The sequence below is a fragment of the Halomonas huangheensis genome, from assembly GCF_001431725.1.
In the GTDB taxonomy this organism is placed as follows: Bacteria; Pseudomonadota; Gammaproteobacteria; order Pseudomonadales; family Halomonadaceae; genus Halomonas; species Halomonas huangheensis.
In genome coordinates, this window is record NZ_CP013106.1 from 3,139,709 (window position 1) to 3,164,526 (window position 24,818).

21 protein-coding genes are annotated in these 24,818 nt (G+C 59.3%); 13 read left to right on the top strand and 8 right to left on the bottom strand.

The window, feature by feature from the left end; all coding sequences use genetic code 11:
• The first annotated feature begins 144 nt into the window (after positions 1–144).
• Entirely contained in the window at positions 145–1,008 is an 864-nt protein-coding gene (locus AR456_RS13725; protein WP_021818800.1) for an aldo/keto reductase, read from the top strand.
• A gap of 9 nt (positions 1,009–1,017) precedes the next feature.
• Here AR456_RS13725 and AR456_RS13730 read toward each other — a convergent pair whose 3' ends face one another.
• The gene (locus AR456_RS13730) at positions 1,018–1,944 is read right to left on the bottom strand and encodes a LysR substrate-binding domain-containing protein (protein WP_021818799.1); all 927 of its coding nucleotides are present in this window, start codon (positions 1,942–1,944) and stop codon (positions 1,018–1,020) included.
• A gap of 67 nt (positions 1,945–2,011) precedes the next feature.
• Between AR456_RS13730 and AR456_RS13735 the strand changes: the two genes are divergently transcribed.
• The 4 genes from AR456_RS13735 (at position 2,012) to AR456_RS13750 (ending at position 7,246) form a co-directional block, all read left to right on the top strand.
• Complete coding sequence (locus AR456_RS13735) at positions 2,012–2,830, top strand: class II aldolase/adducin family protein (RefSeq protein ID WP_081694649.1); 819 nt, start codon at positions 2,012–2,014, stop codon at positions 2,828–2,830.
• Positions 2,831–2,947: 117 nt separating this feature from the next.
• Positions 2,948–4,342: a YjiH family protein gene (locus tag AR456_RS13740; protein WP_021818797.1), complete on the top strand. Its 1,395-nt coding sequence runs from the start codon at positions 2,948–2,950 to the stop codon at positions 4,340–4,342.
• Between the two features lie 75 nt (positions 4,343–4,417).
• Positions 4,418–6,154 carry an amidohydrolase gene (locus AR456_RS13745; protein ID WP_021818796.1) on the top strand — a complete coding sequence of 579 codons (1,737 nt, stop codon included), beginning with the start codon at positions 4,418–4,420 and terminating at the stop codon, positions 6,152–6,154.
• Positions 6,155–6,235: 81 nt separating this feature from the next.
• Positions 6,236–7,246 (top strand): CobW family GTP-binding protein, encoded by a 1,011-nt coding sequence (locus AR456_RS13750; protein ID WP_035588391.1) that lies wholly within the window; start codon positions 6,236–6,238, stop codon positions 7,244–7,246.
• Positions 7,247–7,277: 31 nt separating this feature from the next.
• Here the strand turns inward: AR456_RS13750 and AR456_RS13755 are convergent, their stop codons facing one another.
• Positions 7,278–7,835, bottom strand: a complete 558-nt coding sequence (locus AR456_RS13755; RefSeq protein WP_021818794.1) for a DUF1415 domain-containing protein — start codon at positions 7,833–7,835, stop codon at positions 7,278–7,280.
• A 71-nt stretch (positions 7,836–7,906) separates the two neighbouring features.
• Positions 7,907–8,578, bottom strand: coding sequence for a deoxyribonuclease V (nfi, locus tag AR456_RS13760; RefSeq protein WP_021818793.1), 672 nt, complete (start codon positions 8,576–8,578; stop codon positions 7,907–7,909).
• A gap of 150 nt (positions 8,579–8,728) precedes the next feature.
• On the opposite strand from nfi, the gene AR456_RS13765 reads away from it, so the two are divergent.
• Genes AR456_RS13765 through AR456_RS13780 form a run of 4 tightly spaced genes read left to right on the top strand, consistent with a single transcriptional unit; the run spans position 8,729 to position 15,269 of the window.
• On the top strand, positions 8,729–10,036 hold the full coding sequence (locus tag AR456_RS13765; RefSeq protein ID WP_021818792.1) for an exonuclease SbcCD subunit D C-terminal domain-containing protein: 1,308 nt from the start codon (positions 8,729–8,731) through the stop codon (positions 10,034–10,036).
• A complete protein-coding gene (locus AR456_RS13770; RefSeq protein ID WP_021818791.1) occupies positions 10,033–13,326 on the top strand; it encodes an AAA family ATPase in 3,294 nt (1,097 codons plus the stop codon). Before AR456_RS13765 ends, AR456_RS13770 begins: the two co-directional genes overlap by 4 nt.
• Positions 13,327–13,370: 44 nt before the next feature.
• Entirely contained in the window at positions 13,371–14,537 is a 1,167-nt protein-coding gene (gene argE / locus AR456_RS13775) for an acetylornithine deacetylase (RefSeq protein WP_021818790.1), read from the top strand.
• Positions 14,538–14,540: 3 nt separating this feature from the next.
• Positions 14,541–15,269, top strand: coding sequence for a glutamine amidotransferase (locus AR456_RS13780; protein ID WP_021818789.1), 729 nt, complete (start codon positions 14,541–14,543; stop codon positions 15,267–15,269).
• A 12-nt stretch (positions 15,270–15,281) separates the two neighbouring features.
• Here the strand turns inward: AR456_RS13780 and AR456_RS13785 are convergent, their stop codons facing one another.
• Positions 15,282–16,727 (bottom strand): aminotransferase-like domain-containing protein, encoded by a 1,446-nt coding sequence (locus AR456_RS13785; RefSeq protein ID WP_021818788.1) that lies wholly within the window; start codon positions 16,725–16,727, stop codon positions 15,282–15,284.
• A gap of 168 nt (positions 16,728–16,895) precedes the next feature.
• Between AR456_RS13785 and AR456_RS13790 the strand changes: the two genes are divergently transcribed.
• On the top strand, positions 16,896–17,519 hold the full coding sequence (locus AR456_RS13790) for a hypothetical protein (RefSeq protein WP_021818787.1): 624 nt from the start codon (positions 16,896–16,898) through the stop codon (positions 17,517–17,519).
• A gap of 73 nt (positions 17,520–17,592) precedes the next feature.
• Here AR456_RS13790 and AR456_RS13795 read toward each other — a convergent pair whose 3' ends face one another.
• Positions 17,593–18,387, bottom strand: coding sequence for an extracellular solute-binding protein (locus AR456_RS13795; protein ID WP_021818786.1), 795 nt, complete (start codon positions 18,385–18,387; stop codon positions 17,593–17,595).
• A gap of 285 nt (positions 18,388–18,672) precedes the next feature.
• Positions 18,673–20,412: a DEAD/DEAH box helicase gene (locus AR456_RS13800; protein ID WP_021818785.1), complete on the bottom strand. Its 1,740-nt coding sequence runs from the start codon at positions 20,410–20,412 to the stop codon at positions 18,673–18,675.
• A gap of 442 nt (positions 20,413–20,854) precedes the next feature.
• Here AR456_RS13800 and AR456_RS13805 point away from each other — a divergent pair, with 442 nt between their 5' ends.
• The 3 genes from AR456_RS13805 to AR456_RS13815 all read left to right on the top strand — a co-directional run bounded on the left by AR456_RS13805 (position 20,855) and on the right by AR456_RS13815 (position 22,621).
• Positions 20,855–21,316, top strand: a complete 462-nt coding sequence (locus tag AR456_RS13805) for a YaiI/YqxD family protein (protein WP_021818784.1) — start codon at positions 20,855–20,857, stop codon at positions 21,314–21,316.
• 133 nt (positions 21,317–21,449) lie between these two features.
• On the top strand, positions 21,450–21,767 hold the full coding sequence (locus AR456_RS21140) for a transposase (protein WP_021818783.1): 318 nt from the start codon (positions 21,450–21,452) through the stop codon (positions 21,765–21,767).
• A gap of 11 nt (positions 21,768–21,778) precedes the next feature.
• Complete coding sequence (locus AR456_RS13815) at positions 21,779–22,621, top strand: IS3 family transposase (protein WP_236995560.1); 843 nt, start codon at positions 21,779–21,781, stop codon at positions 22,619–22,621.
• An 85-nt stretch (positions 22,622–22,706) separates the two neighbouring features.
• Here the strand turns inward: AR456_RS13815 and AR456_RS13820 are convergent, their stop codons facing one another.
• On the bottom strand, positions 22,707–23,714 hold the full coding sequence (locus AR456_RS13820) for a glutathione S-transferase family protein (RefSeq protein WP_021818782.1): 1,008 nt from the start codon (positions 23,712–23,714) through the stop codon (positions 22,707–22,709).
• Positions 23,715–23,887: 173 nt separating this feature from the next.
• Positions 23,888–24,790, bottom strand: a complete 903-nt coding sequence (locus AR456_RS13825) for a LysR family transcriptional regulator (RefSeq protein ID WP_021818781.1) — start codon at positions 24,788–24,790, stop codon at positions 23,888–23,890.
• Positions 24,791–24,818 lie beyond the last annotated feature (28 nt).

The following is a 24,818-nucleotide window of genomic DNA, read 5'->3' on the forward strand; positions in this document are numbered from 1 at the left end:
ATGGGTATTGGGCGCCATGGTGGTGATCACCATGGCAGCGGTATTCAGCATGCGACTTATCAGCACGACTGTCGAGTTACGGTTTGCCTCAGCCTAACTCTACTGCCATAGTTATGGAAACATTTTCCGAAAATTGAGGCTGCGATGGCAATTCCCTACGTGAGCATCGGTCCGCAACAACTGCCTGCCATTGGCCAGGGCACCTGGCATATGGGCGAAGGACACGTTTCGCGACAGCAGGAAGTGCAGGCGCTGCAGCACGGCCTGGAACTGGGCCTGAAAGTCATCGATAGTGCCGAGATGTATGCCGACGGTGGTGCCGAGGAAGTGGTCGGTGAGGCACTCAAGGGGCGACGCGACGAGGCCTTTCTGGTCTCCAAGTGCTACCCATGGAATGCCGGACGCGATAGTGCGATTCGAGCCTGCGAAGCCAGTCTCAAGCGCATGGCGACGGACCATATTGACCTGTATCTACTGCATTGGCCGGGCAGCATTCCTCTCGACGAAACCCTCGAAGCCTTCGAGCGACTGACGACATCCGGCAAGATTCGTCGTTTTGGGGTCTCCAATTTCGATATCGATGAACTCCAGACCCTACATTCGCTCGATGGTGGGCAGCACTGCGCGGTCAACCAGGTGCTGTATCACCTGGCTTCACGTGGTATCGAGGTGGAACTGTTACCCTGGATGCGTCAGCAGCATATGCCGGTAATGGCCTACTGTCCGCTCGCTCAGGCCGGCGCCTGGGGAGCCGATCCTCTCCATGACCCAGCCGTCATCGAGATTGCCGCGGACCTGAACATTTCACCAGCCCAATTGCTGCTTGCCTGGTGCATTCATGCGCCCGGCGCACAACGCGATGTCATGGCGATTCCCAAGGCATCCCATCCGGCGCATGTTGGTGACAACGCTGCGGCGCTGGAGATCCAGCTCGACGATGAAACGCTCTCCCGGTTGGAACGACTTTATCCACTACCGCCCCACAAACCACCGCTGGATATCGTCTAGCGCGGTGCTTTACTGGCTTTCATGGCTCGGCAGCGATTTTTCGGCGACGCTCATCAGCCAATCGATCCATGCCAGGACGCGGCTATCGCCGACCCGTGAATGGCGGACAGCAACATAGTAGGCCCCACATAGCAGGGGTTCACTGGCGGCCTCGACCAAACGCCCCTGCGTCAATTCCTGAAGCACGAAATAACGCGGCAGAATCGCGACCCCGATGCCGTGAAGTGCCGCATCCAGAACAAACTGGAAGTGCTCGAAACGCTGACCACTCAGAGCAGCGATCTGCTTATCCGACATGCCGACCTCGTTGAACCACAGCCAGGTGGACGACAGGTGGGAGAGAGATGCCCTGGGCGTATGGTAGAGCAGCGGATAGCGCACCAGATCGCGATGGTCATCGACCACCCCGCAGCGCTCGCGCAATGCAGGTGTGCACACTGCCACCAGTTCACAGGGCATCAGCAAGGTCGACTCGAAATCGCGCCAATTGCCCTCGCCATACAGGATGCCAACATCGAAACCTTCCTGGGTGACATAAAGTTGCTGAAGGTCATTGGCGAACTCCACTTCCACATCAGGGTAGCTGCTCGCAAATGACTCCATGCGTGGCAGCAACCAGCGTGTGGTAAAGGAGGGTTCCGCGCCCACCAGCAGCGGCCGAGCATGATCTCTTTGCACTTCTCTGGTGGCAGCGGCAAGACGCTCGAGCAATGGCCCGATGTCCCGGGCGTATTGCGCGCCGCTGTCCGTCAGTACCAGACGTTGTTTGACTCGACGGAACAGCTGACAACCCAGTGAGTCCTCGAGGTTACGGATCTGACGACTGACCGCTCCCTGGGTCAGGCTCAACTCTTCCGCCGCCTGGGTCACACTCGAATGCCTGGCGGCCGCTTCGAAACAACTCAGCGCAATGATCGATGGCAATCGCTTCGACATCGACTTCATTCCTTTTTGTAATAACCTGTTCAATCTATTTCGTTATCCGCCGCCCAACAAGTGCCCTATGCTCCGAACAAAGCCCGGCGCTTTGGCACCACTCTGTGTGAATTGTCAAAAAAGCGTTACACAAGAGGAGATTACAATGCATATATCGGGTGACGAACCCTCTCTGCGCACTGACCTGGCTGCAGCCTATCGTCTACTCGATCATTATGGCTGGAGTGATCAGGTCTTTACCCATATTTCCGTGCGCCTTCCCAGTGAGACCCCAACATTCCTGATCAATGCCTATGGTCTGATGCCCGAGGAAGTCACCGCGTCGAACCTGGTGAAGATCGATACCGAAGGCAACAAGATCGATAACACGAATATCGAGGTCAATCCCGCCGGCTTCACCATTCACAGCGCCATCCATGCTGCCCGTCATGACGCCGTCTGCGTCATGCACACCCACACCATGGCCGGCATGGCTGTTGCTGCACTCGAAGAAGGTCTGCAGCCACTCAATCAGACCAGCATGGCCTTCCATAACCGCCTGGCCTACTACAACTACGAAGGGATTCCACTGGACCTCGGTGTCCGCGAACGACTGGTGGCAGCACTCGGTGATCACAAGTGCATGATCCTTCGCAACCACGGCCTGCTGACCGTGGGGCGCAGTGTCGCTGAAGCCTTCTTCTACATGTACTACCTGAACAAGGCCTGCGAGATCCAGATCGAGGCGATGAAGACCGGAAGAAAACTGATTGTCCCTTCCGCAAGTGACTGCGAATTCACCGCTCAGCAGTTCGACAACCCCCGCTACCACAACCAAAGCGTCGAGCTGGTCTGGAGTGCTCTGCGCCGCAAGCTGGACCGCATGAATGCGGATTACCGCTGCTGACGCCCGAGAAGATTCGATTCCTTGCACGAGGCGCTGAGCATGAGCTGCCAACACCACACTCCATCAGCGCTCAGCCGGGTAGCTCAACTCAACAACAAATAAACAAAGGGTGTTTCCATGATTGAACAACCTCGCTCCAAATCTGCTTCCCGAGGGAGAACAGGAGTCGCCGGTCAGTACACTGCCAAACAGCTGGCAAAATTCATCATTCCTACGCTGCTCGGCATTCTGTTGTTCCTGACGCCAATCATGAGCGATGGCAAGCTCACGGTGATGATTGCGCTGATCATCGACTTCATCAACAACGTCATCAAACCGTATATGGTACCAGTGGCCGCCCTTGTCGCCGTGGTGCCCAGCATCATCACGGTGATCGTCAGCGCCACCCCGCTGAAGCAGCATCCCAACCGCTTCATGCAGTTGTTCAACCCCGGGCTGAACTGGACCATCATTCGTGTGGTCGGCGCGGTGCTGATGGTAATGGTCTACTTCGAGATTGGCCCGGAATGGATCTGGAGCCGAGATACCGGCGGCGTCATGCTCTACGATGTCGGCCCCGTGGTTCTGGCCATCTATTTCCTGTCCGCCGTCCTGCTGCCACTGCTGACCGACTACGGCCTGATGGAGTTCGCCGGTAGCCTGATCAGCCGCGTCTTCGAAAAACTGTTCGGGCTACCGGGGCGTGCTGCCATCGATAGCCTGGCGTCGTGGCTTTCCGCTTCCGCGGTTGGCATCATTCTGACCACGCAGCAATACCGTGATGGCTTCTACAGCAGCCGTGAAGCCTGTGTGATTGCCACCAACTTCTCCATCGTCTCGATCGCCTATTCATATCTGTTGCTGAGCATCATCGGTATGCAGCACGTATTCCTGCCGTGGTATGCATCGGTGGCGCTGACCGGCATCATCTGCGCGATCATCGTACCCAAACTGCCTCCACTGCGTTTCAAGAAAGATAACTATGCTCCTGCCGAGGGCAAGCAGCTCAAGGAAGACCGCTACGAAGGAGAAGGCCTCTTCGCATTGGGTGTGCGGCGTGCCGTAGAACGCGCTGATAACGCTGCGTCACCACTGGAGTTGCTCAAGCGTGGCGTGCATACCAGTCTGGATATCGCCATCTCGGTATATCCAGGCATGATGATCATCGGCTGCACTGGCCTGGCGCTGATTGCCTATACTCCGCTGTTCGATATCCTCTCCACGCCGCTGGTTCCGGTGCTCAACCTGCTGCAACTTCCTGAAGCCGAACAGGCTGCGCCTGCCCTGCTGGCTGGTATCGTCGACAGCATCATGCCGTCCATTCTCGGCGCCGGTATCGAGAGCGAAGTCACCCGCTTCGTACTTGCCGGGGTCGCCGTCAGCCAGATCATCTTCTTCACCGAGGCCGCCATCGTTCTGGTCAGGGCCAACATCGGTCTGAAACTGCGCGACCTGCTGATGATCTATGTGCTGCGAGTACTGATTTCGCTGCCGCTGCTGTCCCTGTTTGGCCATCTGATACTCAGCCACTGAACCCGGCCGGGGGCATGATCATGCCCCCAACTCAGGACCGACTTCCTTCTCGTTTCCCTTGTCGAGATTCAAGCAATGACGATTTCCCGGACTGGTAACAACATTACCACCAGCAACATCACTGCCGACCTGGTACTGACCAATGGCCGCATCTATACGGTCAACGACCAACAACCCTGGGTCGAGGCCGTTGCCATCAAGAGCAACCGCTTTATCGCTGTCGGAAATGCCGACGAGGTCAAGACTCTGATCGGCGAGCGCACTAGAGTCATCGACCTCGGTGGCCGCTTTGCCATGCCTGGCATCTACGACATGCACACCCATCCGGACCTGGCACTGGCACCCGGCTATGCCGGTTATCTGGATGTGGGACTCGAAGACCCGACTCCCCAGCAGGTCAAGCAGGCCATGCTCGACTACGCGGCCAACGCCCCCGCCGACGCCGATGGCTGGGTGTATGGCGCCTACTTCGTGCGTTACACCTTCAAGCAGGCTGGTATCGTTGCCGACCGCGAGTGGCTGGATAGCTTTCTGCCTGATCGCCCAGCGGCGATTCTCGACCGCTCCTGGGGTTGCATGCTGGTCAATTCGAAGGCGTTGGAGCTGGCCGGTATCAACGCCGACACCCCCGACCCTCGCCATGGCTACATCGAACGCGACAGTATCACTGGCGAACCGACCGGTATTCTGGTCGATGGTGCCTACGCATTGATCCACGCGGCGATGCCGCCGACACCCGCCCATGCCCTGCAACGCGCCTATGGCGAAGCGGTCAACTTCCAGAGTGGCCGCGGCGTGGTCGGCACCAAGTTCGTGCATGTCTGCGAACACCGCCTCAATGCCCTCAAGGCCATCGATCAGCGCGGCAAGCTGACTGTGCGCGTCGAAGCGGCGATCAGTTGGCAGGACGATATCTTCCCGGTTAAACGCCGCTGGGAGCTGTTGGCTGGCGAACGTCACTTCTATCGCAGCTCGCGCCTCAACGCCAACGCGGTCAAGTTCCACTTCGACGGCACCCATGAGTCGCGCTCGTCGTTCCTGTCGACCGCCTGGCCTGGCGAGGACAGCTGGCGTGGGCATCTCAACCTGACACCGGAACATATCACCGATATGGTCGCCGATATGGACCGCAAGGGTATCCGTGTCATCGCCCACTGCACCGGAGATGGCGCTTCCGACCTTTTCCTTGATGCGGTGGCTGAGGCACGGCGACGCAACGGACCCAACGGCGTCCGCCACCAGTGCGCTCACTGCACCACCCTGCTCGACGAAAACCTGGCGCGCTTCGCCGATCTCAATGTCATCGCCGAGTTCTCACCGGTGGGCTGGTACCCATCCTCCTTCAGCTATGCCCGTGCGGTGTTCGGTGAGGATCGCATGCAGCGCGCCTACAACTTCAAGGGCGTGCTGGACAACGGCGGCACCGCGGTAATGGGCACCGACTGGCCGGTATCGAGCTTCGATCCGTGGATCGGCTTCGAGGCCATGGTGACGCGCGAGAACCCCTGGGGCGAAGAAGATGGCCGTTTCTACGGCGAGCCGATCAGCCTCGAGCAGGCCATGCGTGTGATGACGATCAATGGTGCGAAGGCAATGGAAATCGAGGATCGTGCTGGATCGATCGAAGTCGGCAAGTACGCCGACCTGATTGTCCTCGATCGCAACCTGTTCGACGTCGAGCCCAAGGGCAATATCCACAATACCCGCGTCGAGATGACGCTGATGGAAGGTCAACTGGTATGGGACGCCCATGGCGAATTCGATGGCACCGAGCATGAGGCCACCTGGACCCGCGAGCTGCCCGACTTCTGACTTCGCCTTGCCGAGCACTGCGATGCAGCGCTCGGCTCCGCGTATCACCCATCGCGCACCATGACATATTGCGAGATCATCATGACACGACCGATTCCCGTTACCATCGTCTCCGGTTTCCTCGGTTCGGGGAAAACCACGCTGCTCAACCGGATTCTCAATAGCGATACCGGTATGCGCATGGCCGTAATGGTCAATGACTTCGGTGCCGTCAATATCGACAGCGAGTTGATCGTCAGCCAGACAGACTCGATGATCAGCCTTGCCAATGGCTGCATCTGCTGCACTGTCGAGAGCGACCTGATCGAACAGCTGCAGCGCTTGATCAGCTCACCGGACAGTCGCCCCGAATATCTGATCATCGAGGCCAGCGGCGTTTCCAATCCAACCAGGATCGTCAGCACCCTGCGCTATCCGCAGTTTGCTGGCCGACTGGCCATCGACAGCACCATCACCGTGGTCGATGCCGAGCAGTTCGCCGGTCTCGAAGGCGAGATGGCTCAACTGGCCATGGAGCAGCTGGATGTGGCCGATATCGTACTGTTGAACAAGATAGATATCGCCACCCAGCAGCAGATCGCTGACTTCAAGCAGCGCTGGTCCTGGCCCGGCATCCGTCTCCATGAAACGCGCCATTGTGAAATCCCACTGTCACTGGTGATCGGCACCGGTAATTTTGATCCTCTGCTCCATGATCAGCGTCTACATCAGACATCCGGGCATGCGCATCACTGCGATGAGCATTGCCAACATGGCGAACACCAGCACTCTCATCACGATCACGGTGAATTGTTCGATACCTGGTACTGGCAATGTGACCAACCGCTGTCGCTATCGGCCCTACGCCGCGCGCTGGCGACCTTGCCCTTGAGCGTCTATCGCGCCAAGGGCTTCTGCCAACTGGCCGAACTCGGCGATCGCAGCGCCATCCTGCATCTGGTCGGCAGCCGCCACGACATCCAGCCCGGCGAGCCCTGGGGAGAACAGCCGCCCATGACGCGCCTGGTGGTCATTGGCACACACGGCGGCTTCGATCGCACCGAGCTGGAGCAGACCTTCAATGCTTGTATTGCGGATCATGCAGCAGCCTGATGTCGTGAGAAGAGGCTTGAACGAGGTTACTTCAAGACTGCTCGCGTAAAGCGGCCAGTTGCTGCACGAGCTGTTCACTGCCCAGTTCGTGCATGCGTTGTATATTGCGCTCGGGGATCTGTTCGGGGTTGGAGTAATGCGCCAGGGCACGCTCGAGCCCTTCCTCACGAAGCACATGCCAGATCGGCCAGGGGGAACGATTGGTGAAGTTGGCCGGGTCATTCTCATCACTGCCGTCGAACACATAATCAGGATGGAAACTGGCTAGTTGATAGACGCCTTCGTAATCCTGCTCGACCAGCAGCGCCTCGGCCAGCGCCAGTACATCAAGGTAATCGTCGAAATCATTCAGTCCGCTACTGAACACCAGCAGTGCCGTCTCCACTGTCGGCGTCTCGTCCAGATGGCGACAGGTTTCAATCAGCTCCAGCAAGGCGCCTTCGAGGTCATTGCCGTCCAACACTCGATATTCGATGCTGTCCCGCTCCACCTCACGCCCGGCAAAGGGGCAAACATTGTGGGCAACGACGAAGCGCTCGACCCACTGACGGGTCGCATTCAGGCAATTCTCGGGATTGACGGCAGGCATGGCGGCTTACAGTTGAGGGAAAGCGGCCAGTATACGCCATCCATAGACCACTGGGTTGGTGGGTAAAAGGCTCAGCGCCGAGATGCCAAACGATCCGCCAACCGCGTTGGCTCGGGGAGCTTGTAACGACCGAGACAGGCCAGCGCCCACTGTGTCGCGGTATCCACCGAGAGACGGTGGCCCGGCGATACGAACACCGGTTTTACACTCTGTCGCGAACGCATCACCACGCCAAGGACTTCATCGCCATCGCGCAAGGGTGTATAGGCGCCACGCTGATTCTCCACTTCACCATGCTGGCCTGTCAGGCGTTTCTTGGCCACACCCAGTGAGGGCCTGTCCAGCCATAACCCGAGATGCGCCGCGACGCCCAGCCGACGTGGGTGTGCAACACCATGACCATCGACCATGATCAGATCGACATCGCTCTGCAATTGCGCAAAGGCCTGCAAGGCCGCGGGGATTTCACGAAACGACAGTAGTCCCGGAATGTAGGGCATCCGAGTTGGTGTCTGGACCACCAGCTCCTCGACCACAGCCAACGACGGCCACTCCAGCACCACCACAGCAGCTCGCGTAACCTCCCCATGCTGTTCGAAACCGATATCGACACCGGCAATATGCCGAACATCAGCAATGCGATCACTACGCTCGACTCGCGCAGCCAGCTCACGTTGCAGCGCCACCGCCTGCCTCGGCGTCAGATCCCAGTCATGCATCTGGTGGTCAGGCAATATCGGCATCAGAACATCCAGTCCATAGCATCACGAGAGAGTAGGAGAAATCGATATTTCCGAGAGACAGGACACTGAACCTGTGTCCGCATCAAGGTAGACTACGTGCAGCCGACAGCGCGCTCAAGCGCGCAGCGACCAGCCTTCTCCGGGGAACGCATGCTACGACTCATCCATACCGCCGACTGGCACCTTGGCCAGAGCTTCCACGGTCAGGAGCGCACCACCGAACACCGCGCCTTTCTCCGTTGGTTGCTCGATACACTCGAGCAGCAGCAAGCTGATGTGCTGCTGGTCGCCGGTGATATCTTCGATGTGGTCAACCCTTCACTGCGCGCTCAACAACTACTGTACGACTTCATTGTCGAGACTCATCAGCGTTGTCCTGATCTACATATGGTACTGATCGCCGGCAACCATGACAGTGGTGCACGTATTGAGCTTCCCGCACCGCTGATGCAGCGCCTGCATGCCCATGCGCTGGGACGAGTCAGCTGGCTCGATGACGGCAGCCTCGACAGCCAACGCCTGCTGGTGCCATTGAGCGATGCCAATGGTGATACACAGGCCTGGTGCATGGCCTTGCCGTTCCTGCGCCCAGCAGAGATCACCGGCCGTGGTGGCCAACAGTCAGCGATCCCGAGTGAGGATGATCGCCCCGACAACAGCTTCAACTACGTGAGTAGCGTCGAACATGTGCATCAGCAACTGATCAACGCCGCCCGCGAACAGCGTCAACCGGGGCAGGCGTTGATCGCCATGAGTCATGCCCACCTCCACGGCGCGGCAGTTTCCGAGGCAAGCGAAAGGCCGATTGTCATCGGTGGTGAGGAGTCGATTTCCGCCAGCGTCTTTCCGGCGGATATCAGCTATGTCGCCCTCGGCCACCTGCACCGTGCCCAGCGCGTCGGCGAAGAGCGTATCCGCTACAGCGGCAGCCCACTGCCACTCGACTTCAGCGAAGTCGGTTACCCGAATCAAGTGCTGATACTGGAGTTGGATGGAGAGCGGCTTGGCGAAGTACAGAGCCTGCCTGTGCCGCGAGCAGTTACCATGCAACGTATTGGCCCCTGCGATCTCAACGAGGCTCTGGAACAGATAGCTCAACTTCCCTCTCGCGAGCAAAGCCGCGACACCGAATACTGGGCCTGGCTGGAAATCACCATTCGTCTCGACGCCCCAATGGCCGACTTGCGTTCGCGCATCGACGAAGGTTTGGCCGATCGAGCGGCACGCCTGCTGCGCCTGCGCCGCGAATTGCCAGGTGGTGATCAACAACAGCAACCACGCAGTGGAGAGCGGCTGGAGGATATCGGCCCTCGTCAGTTGTTCGAACGCGTCTGGCAGGAACAATGGGGTGCACCCGCTGAGCAGGACGTACTGAGCGATTTTGATCGTCTATGTCAGGACGTGTTGGACGCAGACGAGGACGGGCTGGAACAGGATCGCAAGGGAGCTGACGCATGAAGATACTCGCCCTGCGCCTGGCACAGCTCGCCTCTCTGCCCGGCCCGGTGGAACTGGATTTCAGCGCCGAGCCGCTGAACGATGCCGGGCTATTCGCCATCACCGGCCCCACTGGCTCAGGCAAGAGCACCCTGCTCGACGCTCTGTGCCTGGCACTGTTCGGCAATACGCCCAGACTGCGCAACGCGCCGGGGCGTGAATCCCCGATCACCGATATCGACGGCAGCGAGTTACAGACCGCCGACCCTCGCACTCTGTTGAGACGCGGAGCCAGCAGCGGCTATGCCGAGGTCGACTTCATTGGTCGCGATGGACAACGCTACCGGGCACGCTGGGCAGTGCGGCGGGCGCGTAACCGCGCCGACGGCAAGCTGCAGGCCGTCGAGCAATCGTTGAGCAACCTCGATGAAGAACGCCTGCTGACCGCCCAGAAACGCGAGTTCGCCGAGCTGCTGCCGAGGTACCTGGGACTCAGCTTCGACCAGTTCACGCGTGCCGTACTGCTTGCTCAGAGCGAGTTTGCCGCCTTTCTCAAGGCCGATGACAACGAGCGTGCCGAGCTACTGGAAAAGCTGACCGATACCCATGAGTACTCGCAGATTTCCGCCGCCGCCTACAAGCGCGCCAGTGCCGCACGCGATGAGGTCAAGCGCCTGGAAGGCCAGCTCGACGACGATCTCCCCGCTGACGAAGCCACACGACAACAATTCGACAACGAGTTGCAGCAGGCCGAGCAACAACTCGCCGCCAGCCATCGTCAGGCCCAACAACTGGATGACGAACAACGCTGGCTGGAACAGGATCGGCAACAGCAGGCGGGGGTCGACGAAGCCAGTGAACGGCAGAGCCAGGCACACAACGACTGGCATGCACTGGAGGATAACCGACGCGATGATGCCTGGCTGACGCTACTCGCCCCACAACGTGACCTGCTGAGACGACATGATGAGTTGCAGCGTCGCGTCCCCGAGCAGCGTGATCAGTTGGCATGTGTCCATAAGCAAAGCGAACAGGCTGCTACTGCCCTGCAACAGGCGGAAAGCGACGAACACCAGGCACAGCAGCAGTTGAGCCATCACCAGCAGAGCCTGGATAAGTCTCGCCCTGCCATCGCCGCCGCCCGAGAGTTGTCCACGGCTCTGGCGGCACAACAGCATCGCCTTGCCACACTGAAGGAAGAGCGCGACCAACGTCAGCGGCAACTGGCCGAATTGAACGAACAGCACCAGCAATGCCGCTCTCGCTACCAGCAACATCTGCAGCAGCGCGATGCTCGTCAAGCGGAGTTGGCCGCGTGGCTGGAACCCGGCCAAGCGGTAGACGCCGCTCGCCAACAGACTCAACAGCAGTGGGAACAGTCGTCACAACACGTCCTGTCGCTGACCCAGCTGGCCCAGCATTGGCAGAGTTTCAGCGAAGCCAGCGAACGCCATCGACAACTCCAGCAGCGCCTGACCCGCGCCAGCGAGGAACATCAGCAGTGTCTGGAGCTTGGCAAGACCGCACGTCTACGCCTGGACGACGCCAACACGGCTCTGGAGCATGTCAGGCAATTCGTGCACCGCCAGCAGGCTGCGCGCAGCGAGAGCATCATCGAACTGCGTGCCGCACTCAGTGCCGAGGTGCCTTGTCCGGTCTGCGGCAGCCTCGACCATCCCTGGCATGACTCCCCTCCCGCAACTCCGGAAGCTGCCCAACTGGCGGCCAGCCAGGCCGAGGAGCAGCGTCAGCTCGATGATGCGCAGCGGGCCGTCGATAGCGCCCGGGAGGAACGCGACCAGTTGCTGGGGCGCTATCAGGCCCTCGATGCACAACTCAAGGAAGACCACACCACCCTGCGGAACATCGAGCAACAGCGCGAGCACGCTCAACAGCAGTTGCAGGCCCACGACCTCCACCACCAGCTTCAGGAGGTGGCCGAAGGCGAGCGCTCCCGGTGGCTTCAGCGCCAACGTCTGCTCAGCGAACAGCAACGCCAGCAGGCTGATGAGCGTCGTCAGGCACTCGACCGTGCACAACGCGCGTTGGCACCACTGGCTGACGTTCTTGGCGAGGACGAGCGCGAGCTGGAGCGCTTCTCCACCCGCGATCAAGGGCTCAATGAAGAGCTGCAGCGTCTGACGCAGCAACTCTCGCCTCTGACACAACGGACGGATGAACTTCGCCAGCAACTGACCGCGCAACTGGGCGACCACCACAGCGCCGATGACTGGCAACAGCACCTCGAACAACAGCGCGACCAGACACTCCAGCAACGCGACCTGGCCCGACAAACACTTGGCGAGGCTCGCCAGCAGCAGCAGCGTCTGGTCCAGCAACAGCAACACGATCAGCAGCGTCTCGACGCACTGGAGAAGGAACAACGCGAACTGTGCCAACGTATTGAACAGTGGCGGGCAAAGCACCCTGAGTTGACTGATGACAATCTGGCTCGACTGCTCGATGTGGACGACAGCGCCCACCGAGCGCTACAGCAACGCATTGCCGACACCCGCTCTCGCCTTCAGGCCGCCGAGGTCAGTCTGGATGAACGTCGCCAACAGTGGCTGAAGGCACGTGCCATTCGCTTTCCGGAAACGTCGAGCGAAGCGCTTCTGAGTCGCGAGCAACAGCACCAGGTCGAACAACTGCAGACCACGCTCGATGAGCGCCAGGCGCAACTCAAACCCGAACTCGATGCTGCGCAATCGCGGCGCGATGCCGCCTGGCATGCGGTAAAGGATGATGACCGCCGTCGTCAACGCATGGCTGAAGGTCGTGAGCGCCTCGATGCCGCTCGTGCGCAACATCAGCGCTGGGCACGGATCAGTGACCTGATCGGCTCCTCGGATGGCAAGGCGTTCCGGCGTATCGCTCAGGCCTGGAACCTCGAGCGGCTGATCGAGGAAGCCAACCACCACCTGGCGGGCTTGAGCCGACGCTACCGACTGATACGTGGTGGCAGTGCATTGGGACTACAGATCATCGACCGCGACCTTGCCGATGAACGACGCTCGGTGCACTCGCTGTCCGGCGGCGAGAGCTTCCTGGTATCACTGGCAATGGCGCTGGGACTTGCCTCATTGGCTTCCGGCGAACTGGCTATCGAGTCACTGTTCATCGACGAAGGCTTTGGCAGCCTCGACCCCCAATCGCTGGCCATGGCCATGGAAGCCCTCGATGGCCTTCAGGCCCAGGGCCGCCGGGTCGGAGTCATTTCCCATGTCCAGGAAATGCACGAACGCATCCCCGTCCAGATTCGCGTGTTACCCGCGGGCAATGGCGAAAGCCGTGTCGAGGTAGCAACCTGAGCCATGATAATCTGCATGACCTTCATTTCGTGGGAGCCCATAAGATGACCGCCCAAGACCTGCTCAAGACATTGGTGGGCTTCGCCACCGTATCGCGTGACTCCAATCTCGAACTGATTGCCTTCGTCGAGGACTATCTTGACCAACATGGTGTCGAACACTGGCGGATCGAGAGCGACGATGGCGCCAAGGCCAACCTGCTGGCGCGTATTGGCCCGAATGTCGAAGGTGGCGTGGTGCTCTCCGGACATACCGATGTGGTGCCGGTGGATGGCCAGCCCTGGACCTCCGATCCCTTTACCCTGACCTCCGGCAGCGGCGACAACATCGGTCGGCTCTATGGCCGCGGTACCTGCGACATGAAGGGCTTCATCGCCTGCGCGCTGGCAGCAGTGCCGCGTTGGCAGCAAGCCGAGCTCGAGACGCCGATCTGGCTGGCACTGTCCTATGACGAGGAAGTCGGCTGCGTCGGCGCACCGCGCATGATCGAGCGACTGATGGCCTCACACCCCCGCCCCGCCGCGGTTGTTGTCGGTGAGCCGACCTTGATGCAGCCCATCGTCGCCCACAAGGGTGCAACCAACTTCCGCACCACGGTGATCGGCCGTGAGTCACACTCCAGCCAGGTCTACCAGGGCGTTTCGGCGATCCATGTCGCGGCACGTCTGGTGACCCGCATCGAAGATGTGATGGCCGAGCTCAAGGAAGAAGGACGAGTCGATGAAGCCTTCAGCGTGATTCACTCGAGCCTCCACGTCGGACGCATCGAAGGCGGTACCGCCATCAATATCATGGCGCGACGCTGTACCTTCGAATGGGAAATTCGCCACCTGCCCACCGATGATGCCAAGGAACTGCTGGCCCGTGTTGAAAGCAGTGCCGAACGCCTGCAAGCCGATATGCGCACCCGAGCACCGGAAGCCTCCATTACCACCGAGGCCCTCAACACCACCGTGCCGGCATTGGCGGACCGCGACAACCGCGATGCCCTCGAGCTGTGCCATGCCCTACTCGGCCACTCCGAGGCTGCGGGCGCCGTGGCCTATGCCACCGAAGCGGGTCAATTCCAGTTGGCGGGATTGCCGACAGTAATCTGTGGTCCCGGCAGTATCAGTCAGGCACACCAGCCGGACGAATATATCGACAGTGACCAACTCGAGGCCGGCAGCCAGTTCATGCAGGCGCTGGGCGAACGACTGAGGAAGGCGTGATTCATGGCTCCACTGATCATCATCAAGACCGGTGACAGTTTTGCCGATGTCATCGAACAGCTGGGTAATTTCGAGCAGCTGTTCATCAACGGCCTCTCGGCGCCTGGTTCACTGAGCATCGAAGTCATCGATGCACGCCACGCGTCGCTGCCCGACCCCACCACGCTGAGTGGTGCAGTGATCACCGGTTCCCATGCCATGGTCACCGACCGAGAAGCATGGAGCGAAGCACTCAAACCCTGGCTACAACAGGCACTGGCAGTCGATCTGCCGCTGCTGGGTGTGTGTTATGGCCATCAACTGATGGCCGATGCATTGGGCGGTGAAGCGGGATATCACCCCGCCGGCAGGGAGTGTGGCAGCTTTGCGATTCAACTGGAGGACTGTGCTGGTAGCGACCCACTGTTCAGTGGCCTGCCCCGCACCTTCCCGGCCCATCTGACCCATTCGCAGACGGTGCTCAGCGCGCCAGCGAGTGCCGAGATACTGGCCCGCAATGCGCACGATCCACACCAGGCGCTACGCTACGGTCCACACCAGTGGAGCGTGCAGTTCCACCCCGAGTTCAATGCCGAGGTGATGCAACGCTACACCGCTCACCAGCGAGATGCCCTCGAACAACAGGGTGTCGATCCAGAGGCTCTGTACAAGGGAATCTGTTCAACCCCCGATGCCAGCTCGCTACTGGCGCGTTTTGCCGAACTGGTGGCAAGGCAGTCCAACGCCGCCTGATGCTAGCACCAATCAGCCTCGCGCTTCGGCTCTGTTCGCAGACATCAGCTCTGTCAGCAAGACCCCCAGCGTCTTCATCGCCTCTTCACTGCGCGCGTTCCACAGATGACCATAGTTGAGGCGCGCGCAATGCCGAAAGTCCCCCGAGGCCGAGAATATCGGTCCCGGGGCCAGGCTCACCCCGGTCTCCAGCGCTTGCTGGAACAGGCGCAATGAATCCACCTGCGGCGGAAACTCGAACCACAGGAAGTAACCACCATCGGGCCGTTTCACACGGGTCTCGACAGGAAAGTAACGCTCTGCCGCGGTCAGCATCCGTGCCTGCTGTCGCTCCAGTTGTTGACGCAGCTTGCGCAGGTGGCGGTCGAAGCCACCATGTTGCAGATAATCGGCTATCGCCGCCTGGCCAGGTAATGAGGGAGAGATACTGGTCATCAGCTTGAGGCGTTCGATCGTGGGAGCGAAGCGCCCTCCCGAGACCCAACCGACGCGATAGCCCGGCGCCAGACATTTCGAGAAGGAACTGCAGTGCATCACCAGGCCATCATCATCGAAGGCCTTTACCGGTCGTGGCGGCACACTGCCAAAGTACAGCTCGGCGTAGACATCATCCTCGAGTAATGGCACTTGGTGCCGCTTCAACAAGTTATAGAGCCGCTGTTTGCGCACATCGCTGAGGCTGACACCGAGTGGATTCTGCAGATGGCTCATCAACCAGCATGCCTTGATCGGCAGGCTCGCCAGACGTTCTTCGAAAACATCAAGATCAATACCGCCACTCGGATGCTGTGGAATCTCCACCGCGCGAAGTTTGAGACGCTCCAGCAGTTGGAGGCTGGCATAGAAGGTCGGTGCCTCGATGGCTACGAGGTCTCCCGGATCCGTGACGCACTGAAGAGCGAGACTCAACGCCTCCATGGCACCATTGGTGATCACCAGCTCTTCGGTGGCAAGCTGCATGCCACCAAGTCGATAACGCAGCGCAATCTGGCGACGCAGGTCGGGGTGACCAGACGTCATATCAGCACCTACCGATTCAGGCGTCATCTCGCGCAATGCCCTAGTCATACTGGTGGCAAGGCGTGACAGCGGGAACAGCTCAGCGCTGGGAAATGCCGAACCGAAAGGCACCGTGCTGGTATCCTGCAAAGACTCCAGCACCGAGAACACCAGTTCACTGACCGCCACCTCGGTCGCTACGGCGTCGCCAGGCAGCGGGTCTGTATCGGGCTCCTTCAGTGAACACTGGGCATGCTCCAGCACGAAATAACCGGAGCGGGCTCGAGCCTTGATCAAGCCACGATTCTCCAGCAGGTAGTAAGCCTGAAACACGGTCGACTGGCTGATCCCATAATGGCGACAGGCCTGACGCACCGAGGGAATGCGTTCCCCTGCCGCCAGCACTCCCTGACGAATCAGCGCAGCGATCTCCTCCGCAAACTGTTCATAGCGTTTCATTGAGTTGCACCGCCCTCCTCAGAGCCGGCCAGCATAACGCACTGCGCCGTATGGCGTGGAGCATCGACAAGGCCACAACTGATATGCTGTTTTTCCGCATAACTGCCCCTGTTTCCCTGTAGCGTCTGACGGCATAGTGCCAATACCTTCATTCTCGGGAGCCTTACCATGACCAGTCTGGTTGTCTACCTACTGATCTTCGTTGGCGTCACGCTGGCTCTGTATCAGTTCTACGCCATTTACGACTACCAGAACTTCGGCGACGACGAGCAACGCGACGAGAGTGCCAGCGCTCCCTTACGCGAGCTGCTTGCCAGCGCCAGAGAATACTCACGCACCGGCGAGGACGAGGCCTTCCTGAAGGCGTTGCGTCAGGTGTTCGGTGACAGCCTCGACCGACGCATTGCTGAAGCTGCCTTCTGCGGCAATCCACCCGCCCTTCGCCCCGAGCCATTGGTGCGCCGCAGACACCGCATCCGTCTCAACGGCAGCATCCGCATAGAAGCCCTGCCCGGCTGGATTACGCGTCCACCACAAGTGGATATTCGCGGCTTCCTGCTGATGCTGATCAGTGCCAACTGCCTGCTGGTATTGTTCCTCGGTGGCTTGAGCATCTATACCCTCGGCTATCAGATCCAGGTGCCGACACTGGCCTGGACCAATCAGGCGTGGATCCTGATGGTACTGATCTATCTGCTGATAGCTGTGACCTGGCTGGTTTCCCGCTTCGATCTGTATATGCATGACCTTTACCAGATCGGCCAGTTGAATCGTCATCTGTCAGCCGATTGAGCGCGATATGCCAAAACGCCCGGGCTTTGCCCCACCTCCGTGTGGGGCTGCCAGGACGGCGATCACCGCTCGACTATCGGACCCAACCTTCGCTTGCCATCAACGGCTGCGCCTCTTCGGAGATCAGAAAGTCAAGGAAGGCACGGGCTTCAGGGTCTGCCTCGGGTGACACCACCACATTCAGGTCACGCCAGATGGCACGTTCGGCCTCAAGAGCTACCGCTTCCAGGCTATCCGGGTTACGGGCCGGCCAATCAGGCCAGGTGATCCAGGCATCCGCATCCAGCTCCTGGAAGGCCTTGAAGCTGGCTCCCGACCCATGACGGAAGGCAACGATATTGCGCCGAAACTCAATGACGTCCTCAAGATTCCCCAGGCGGCCGGCAATATCCTCCCACACGCCGGTGCCGGATGTATTCGATACCCCCGCACCTTCGGTAACGACGATGCTGATATCGTCAGCCAACAGGTCATCAAAGCCCTCGATGCCCCGCGGATTCCCCTTCTGCACAGCGATAACCGCCGGACGGATATAGATCGGCTCAACCTGATCAGAGTTGAACATGGTGTAGGTCTGCAGGAATGCCGTCATCGACTGCTCGGCAGTGCCCCAGATGATATCCGCATCCTGACGCGCCGCTTGCGTCCATGTGGTTTCCGGGCCATAGGTCAGCTCGACGCGAGTTCCCGTTTGTTGCTGCCACACGTCGGCTACCTTCTGGATGGCGCTATGCGGTCCACCTGCACCATACAACTTGATGACCCCATCACGCGGATCATAGTGGTCACCATGATCGTGTCCCTCATGGGCAGCCGCAGTGCTGGCAAAGCCTGCCAACAATATCGAAGCAATACAGATAAACTTCATGGAAACCAACCTCCCTCAAATGAACAGACATGCAAGTCGCTCCATCAGGACGCAGATGCCATACGATGGGCGTATCCCAGCTACGCGGGCCACCGGGAAAGAGTTTCACTCAATGCAGGGTTATGCTGTGCAGATGCGCGCAGAGGTCAGGAAGGCAACATGAGGTGACAGGACGTCGGGGCTGGCCCACGTTGTGGGCCGCCAGAAACAACGAGGCCGGTGGGGTTCCCCTCACCGGCCTCGTTATTGTGTCAGGGTGGAATATCTCCTCCCTGGATCAGCCTGTCAGGCGCGTGACTGACGACGCACCGGAGCGGCACCGTCGTCGTCGCGACGGCGACGTGGCGCACGATCAGCGCCACCACGATCAGAACCGCCACGGTCCTCGCTGATCTCGAGTGCACGGCCAGCAACACGAGCACGAGCCATCTTGGTCAGGATGCTGCTCGGTAGGCTGTTGGGCAGTTCGACCACCGAGAAGGCATTACGGATATCGATACGACCGATACGCGAACCTTCGATGCCACCTTCATTGGCCAGAGCACCGACCAGTTGACCAGGCTTGACGCCGTCCTTGTGACCCACAGACACGCGATAGCGAGTCATACCTTCGCTGGGGCCACGATCGCGACGCGGTGCACGTCCATCACGCTCGCGGTTACCACCGCGCTCATTACGGTCATTACGCTCACGACGCGGCGCCTGTAGACGACCAATCGGCGCTTCATCGGCACGCGCCATGGCGGAGAAGGCACAAGCCAGCTCCAGCGGATCATGACCTTCCTCGACCAGACGCTCGATCAGCGCACGCTGCTCTTCTGCGCCACGGGTCAGGGATGCCACGACACGCTGATGGAAGACCTCGTCACGGTGAGCACGGATCGCAGCCTCATCAGGCAGTTCCATGACCGCCATCTTCTGACCTGTCGCCTGCTCTACCCAGCCTATCTTACGGCCTTCACGGAAACCGGCAAAGGTGATAGCAATACCGCTACGACCGGCACGGCCGGTACGGCCGATACGGTGAGTATAGGCTTCAGCATCCTGGGGCAGATCATAGTTGATGACGTGAGTGATACGCGGTACGTCCAGACCACGTGCAGCAACATCGGTCGCGATCAACACATCGATCTTGCCGCGCTTGAGACGAGTAATGGTACGCTCGCGCAGGCTCTGGTCGAGGTCACCCGACAGACTGGCAACGTTTACACCACGCGCGGAAAGCTGTTCCATCAGAGTGGTACAGGCGGCGCGGGTACGTACGAAGACGATAGCCGCATCAACCGGCTCAACTTCAATGATACGTGCCAACGCTTCCAGCTTGGCGCCACCATCGACACGCACCAGGCGCTGTTCGATGCCCTCGGCGGTAGTGGTACGTGCTTCGATGGCCACCTTGACCGGGTCGAGCAGGTACTTGTTGACGATACGCTCGATTTCGGTCGGCAGCGTCGCAGAGAAGAACACGCGCTGAGTGTCATCCGGGGTATCAGCAACGACACGCTTGACGTCGTCGATAAAGCCCATACGCAGCATCTCGTCCGCCTCGTCCAGCACCAGAGCGCTGAGGCCGTTCAGCTTGAGGCTGCCACGGTCGAGGTGGTCGATGACACGGCCTGGGGTACCAACCACCACCTGGGCGCCACGGCGCAGAGCGCTAAGCTGTTCGCGGTACTCTTGACCGCCGCACAGCGTAGCGACTTCGAGACCAGCCAGGTTCTGGCCGTAACGAGTGAAGGAAACAGCAACCTGCTGCGCCAACTCACGCGTCGGAGCCAGCACCAGTACCTGGGGCTCACGACGGCTGAGTTCAAGACGGGACAGCAGGGGCAAAGCAAAAGCGGCTGTCTTACCGGTACCAGTCTGAGCCTGGCCCAGCATGTCGCGGCCTTCCAGCAGAGCTGGAATAGTCTGTGCCTGAATGGGCGATGGCGTTTCGTAGCCCAGAGTCTCGATAGCGGAGAGAACAGCAGGCAGCAGAGCCAAGTCACCGAAAGACGGTGAGGCGACAGTCGTAGAGGTCATTAATCACACCTTGGTAGGCCGGGATCACCGGCAATCTATATGTATGGCGTCCCTGACGCGGCCACAGAGTGAGCAATCAATACGTCAGGGCCCTGCATCATGCAGAGCAAGTCAACATCGGAGTCGGGGACGCCGGTCGCACCTGGCAATAGGTTCAAGGGTCGATAGTCCCGGAACCACTGTGGCGACCGTCTGCGCCAGTCCCACATCAAGGGTGGGAGGTTATTGGCGTTCCATCTTCACAATTCAACGCACCAGGCGTTACAGCGTATCGCTCCACTCCGCGAAATGTTCGCCGGAGGAGATCGCTGCGTCATGATGGGGGGTCAACACATGCGAGGAGCGCGCATGCTACCATTGGCGAATGTCTGTGGCTAGTCCTTTCACACCTTCCTTTACAACATGCTCCTTACCACCACTCCCGCTTATCATGGAGATCTGCATGCCAACCCTATGGGTCGACGCCGACGCCTGCCCACGAGTGGCGCGTGACATTATTGTACGGGCTGCCGAACGCACTGCGATACAGACCTGGTTCGTTGCCAACCATCAAATTCCGTTGCCACCTTCGAAGTGGGTCAAGGGACTCGCGGTCAGTCATGGCTTCGACGCCGCCGACAACGAAATCGTACTTCGCATCGAAACAGGCGATCTATTGATCACCGCCGACCTGCCGCTGGCGCTGGAAGCCATCGACAAGGGTGCGATGGTAATGACCAACCGTGGCGAGGCCCTGACCGCCAACAACATACGTGCCCGCGTGCAGATGCGCGACTTCATGGAAACCATGCGCGCCAGTGGCGAACACACCGGAGGACCAAAAGGCTACTCCGACGCCGACCGCCGCGAATTCGCCAATGCGCTTGATCGCTGGTTGGCGCGGCATGGGAGAAAAAAGATATAAGGTGAAAGAAAGAAGATATAAGACAGAAGACACCAGAACCAGGCAGCAGACCTGTGGCTACGCACCGGAATAGCAGCTCTGCTATGCCCCCGATTTTGTAGACACCTCCCTTTACAGGATGAGGAGAGGTGTCATGCTTCTACGTACACGTCGTCGGTATACGCCTGAATTCAAGCAGCATGTGGTTCAGTGCTCTCTGGAATCGGCGGATTCCCAAGCGGTCATTGCTGCCAGGTTCGACGTACCTACCAGTGTCCTTGAACGGTGGAGGAGAGAGCACGTGTCGACTCATGAGAAGGATCAGAAGCCACTGCCCAACCGGGGAGCCTCGAAGAGCCTGGCTGACCTCGAACGCGAGAACCGCCAGCTCCGCAAGCAGTTGGCACGCAAGGAGCTGGAGGTAGAGATCCTAAAAAAGGCCGAAGAGTACTTTGCCAAGGGCATGAAGTAAGGTTCCGCTTCATCCAGCGTTTTCATGGTGATCAATATCCGGTCGCCATGATGTGCAAAGTACTCGGAGTGTCTCGATCCGGCTTCTATCGCTGGGCGTCCAGGACGCCATCGAAGCGCTGCCAGGCCAATCAAGCACTGTCGATGTTTCTGCATCAGGAAGCTGAGCAGCAGCATGGGATTCCCGGCTACCGCAAGCTCTGGTATTCCGCAGTGCAGTCAGGCTTCATCTGCAGCCAGAACCGAGTCCAACGACTGCTTCAGCGCATGGGATATCGCTCTGTGACAGCTCCTCGCCCTGGTTGGCGCAAACCAAAGCCCGGTATCCCGGTACGCCCCAATCTGCTCAACAGAGGCTTCTGTGTCGACGAGCCTGACCGTGTCTGGGTATCGGACATCACTCAGGTTCGGTGTCAGGAAGGCTGGCTCTACATTGCTACGGTCATGGACCTGTACTCGCGTCGCGTGGTCGGTCATGCCTGCAGCCCTCAGGTGGATGCCACCCTGGTGAAAGAAGCTGTAGTGGAGGCGCTGAGCTGGCGGTCGATCACTGAGGGAGACAGCCTGTTCCACTCAGATCAGGGAGCTCAGTATCGCAGTGAGGACGTGCTGAAAACACTGAATGGGGCCGGCTTTACGATCAGCATGTCTCGGCGAGGGAACTGTTGGGACAACGCCTGTGCAGAGAGTTTCTTTTCTCTGATGAAGCGGGAGTGGCTGCATCATCTGGGGCTGGTGACGCGTGAGGAAATGAAGAAGGCGGTGAAATACTACATTGAAGAGTACTACGATGGAGTCCGCGCTCACGAGACCCTGGGCGGATTAACCCCCAGGGACTACGAGTTGGCGGCCTAAACCGAGGTGTCTACTTTTTCAGGGGCACACCAGCTCTTCCTTCTTCCTTCTTCCTTCTTCCTTCTTCCTTCTTCCTTCTTCCTTCTTACAGCTCGACCTTCCAGATTCCCTTGCCCTCCAATCGCTCGCGGTCATGCTGGCGCTGCAGGTCAAGATGCGGGCCAAGCGGTACGATGCGGTTGGGATTGATGGTCGCGTGGCTCATATAATAGTGGCGCTGGATATGGTCCATGTTCACGGTCTCTGCGATGCCAGGCCATTGGTAGAGCTCACGCAGATAGTTGGATAGCTGAGGAAAGTCCTCGATACGCCGTAGATTGCACTTGAAGTGGCCATGGTAAACCGCGTCAAACCGCACCAGAGTAGTGAACAAGCGGATATCGGCTTCGGTCAGCCATGCCCCGGCTAGATAACGGTGCTGTGACAGGCGCTGCTCGATACGCTCAAGCGCGTCGAACAGGGCGGTCACATGCTTCTCATAGACATCCTGACGCGTGGCGAAACCCGCCTTGTATACGCCATTGTTGATATGGTCATAAACATCAGCGTTGACCGCATCGATCTGCTCACGCAACGGCAATGGATAAAGATCGAGACGATTGCCGGTCATTTCGTTGAAGGCGGTGTTGAAGATTCGTACCAGTTCAGCGGATTCATTGTTGACGATGCGCTGTTGCTGGCGATCCCATAACACTGGCACCGTCACCCGCCCGCTGTAGGACGCATCGGTCATGGTGTAGAGCTGATGGTGGAAATCGACACCATTGATGGCGTCACCACTGGAGCCCTCGTCTCGACGGTAGGTCCAGCCATCCTTGCCCATCAGGGGACTGACATGCGAGATCCCAAGGATGTCATCGAGCCCCTTTAGGCGCCGCATGATCAAGGTGCGATGCGCCCAGGGGCAGGCCAGCGATACATAGAGATGATAGCGCCCAGCCTCCGCAGGCAAGGCAGTCTGCCCATCAGGTCCTACGCTACCATCTGCCGTTACCCAGTCTCGAAGACGGGCTGATTCGCGCAGAAACTCACCGCCACTCGACTCGGTATCGTACCATTCGTCGTGCCAGACACCTTTTACCAGCAGCCCCATTGCTCTCTCCTGAGTCATCGTAGGTCTGCCATCAGCATAAAATGATAAATTCGATCAACAAGCGCAGTATTTAGCACCAATCATTCGATTAAATTGAAACAAAAGCATCACGCCAGGTGATCCAGCAGCCCGTCAGGCCATAAACAATGCCAGCCTCTTGCGAGACGCCATGGCTATTCCTTGCCATCCTGGCCACAAGCGCGCACCGCTTCACGCAGTTTCTGGGCCATGGCGCGTGTCGCGGGGCCCGCACGATCGAGGTCACGATGAATCAATAGCATGGGAGCGAAGCGCTGACCTTCCGCCTGTAACGGCAAGGGCAGCAACCGGCCATCCTGAAGCTGCTGGCGAATGCGCGTTTCCGGCAGCCAGGCAAACCCCAGGTTGCGCTCCAGCATATCCACCGAGGTGCTGATGTGGCTGACCGTCCAGCGTTGCTCAGCCTTGAGCCAGCCGGCATCCAGAGCACTGCGCGAGGAAGTATCGCGAATCACGATCTGGCGATGCTGCTCGAGATCACGCAGGTCCAGGGAGCGACCGAGTGCGTGTAGAGGATGGTCAGGGTGCGCCACGGCAATGAAGGTCACCGTTACCAACGGGTCCCCCATATAGCCTCTGGCGGCCAGTCCGGAGACCACCAGATCAGCACGGCCATCATTGAGCATCTCGATGCCACCGTTGAGCACAGCCTCATGCAACTGTACCCGCACATGCGGATAGTCGGCAGAAAACGACTCCATGGCACAGGCCAGAGCATCGGCAGGAAATATCTGGTCAACGCTGAGAACCACCTCGGTTTCCAGGCCTTCTCTCAAGCGTCCGGCGATATCTTCCAACGCATCAGAGCCTTCGAGCAACTGACGTGCCCGTCGTAACAACAGCTCGCCTGCCTCGGTCAGCCGAACCTGTCGACCCACCGGCTCGAGGACCTTGACCCCCAGCTGCTCTTCTATCTTGTGTACTGCATGGTTCAACGTCGATGGACTCTTGTGGATAGCTTCCGCTGCCCGTGCGAAGCCTCCATGGTCCACCACCGCGGCCAACATCTGCCACTGTGCAAGAGTGACTCGAGACATCATCCTTTTCCCCGAGCTAGCGTAAAAG

What these genes read in the sequence shown, in the direction of transcription:
- AR456_RS13735 (WP_081694649.1), top strand. Translation starts at nt 2,012, where the DNA reads ATGCTCCGAACAAAGCCCGGCGCTTTGGCACCACTCTGTGTGAATTGT.
- AR456_RS13730 (WP_021818799.1), bottom strand. Translation starts at nt 1,944, where the DNA reads ATGTCGAAGCGATTGCCATCGATCATTGCGCTGAGTTGTTTCGAAGCG.
- AR456_RS13765 (WP_021818792.1), top strand. Translation starts at nt 8,729, where the DNA reads ATGCTACGACTCATCCATACCGCCGACTGGCACCTTGGCCAGAGCTTC.
- nfi (WP_021818793.1), bottom strand. Translation starts at nt 8,578, where the DNA reads ATGCCGATATTGCCTGACCACCAGATGCATGACTGGGATCTGACGCCG.
- AR456_RS13755 (WP_021818794.1), bottom strand. Translation starts at nt 7,835, where the DNA reads ATGCCTGCCGTCAATCCCGAGAATTGCCTGAATGCGACCCGTCAGTGG.
- AR456_RS13745 (WP_021818796.1), top strand. Translation starts at nt 4,418, where the DNA reads ATGACGATTTCCCGGACTGGTAACAACATTACCACCAGCAACATCACT.
- AR456_RS13820 (WP_021818782.1), bottom strand. Translation starts at nt 23,714, where the DNA reads ATGGGGCTGCTGGTAAAAGGTGTCTGGCACGACGAATGGTACGATACC.
- AR456_RS13800 (WP_021818785.1), bottom strand. Translation starts at nt 20,412, where the DNA reads ATGACCTCTACGACTGTCGCCTCACCGTCTTTCGGTGACTTGGCTCTG.
- argE (WP_021818790.1), top strand. Translation starts at nt 13,371, where the DNA reads ATGACCGCCCAAGACCTGCTCAAGACATTGGTGGGCTTCGCCACCGTA.
- AR456_RS13780 (WP_021818789.1), top strand. Translation starts at nt 14,541, where the DNA reads ATGGCTCCACTGATCATCATCAAGACCGGTGACAGTTTTGCCGATGTC.
- AR456_RS13725 (WP_021818800.1), top strand. Translation starts at nt 145, where the DNA reads ATGGCAATTCCCTACGTGAGCATCGGTCCGCAACAACTGCCTGCCATT.
- AR456_RS13825 (WP_021818781.1), bottom strand. Translation starts at nt 24,790, where the DNA reads ATGTCTCGAGTCACTCTTGCACAGTGGCAGATGTTGGCCGCGGTGGTG.
- AR456_RS13805 (WP_021818784.1), top strand. Translation starts at nt 20,855, where the DNA reads ATGCCAACCCTATGGGTCGACGCCGACGCCTGCCCACGAGTGGCGCGT.
- AR456_RS13740 (WP_021818797.1), top strand. Translation starts at nt 2,948, where the DNA reads ATGATTGAACAACCTCGCTCCAAATCTGCTTCCCGAGGGAGAACAGGA.
- AR456_RS13785 (WP_021818788.1), bottom strand. Translation starts at nt 16,727, where the DNA reads ATGAAACGCTATGAACAGTTTGCGGAGGAGATCGCTGCGCTGATTCGT.
- AR456_RS13795 (WP_021818786.1), bottom strand. Translation starts at nt 18,387, where the DNA reads ATGAAGTTTATCTGTATTGCTTCGATATTGTTGGCAGGCTTTGCCAGC.
- AR456_RS13790 (WP_021818787.1), top strand. Translation starts at nt 16,896, where the DNA reads ATGACCAGTCTGGTTGTCTACCTACTGATCTTCGTTGGCGTCACGCTG.
- AR456_RS13750 (WP_035588391.1), top strand. Translation starts at nt 6,236, where the DNA reads ATGACACGACCGATTCCCGTTACCATCGTCTCCGGTTTCCTCGGTTCG.
- AR456_RS21140 (WP_021818783.1), top strand. Translation starts at nt 21,450, where the DNA reads ATGCTTCTACGTACACGTCGTCGGTATACGCCTGAATTCAAGCAGCAT.
- AR456_RS13770 (WP_021818791.1), top strand. Translation starts at nt 10,033, where the DNA reads ATGAAGATACTCGCCCTGCGCCTGGCACAGCTCGCCTCTCTGCCCGGC.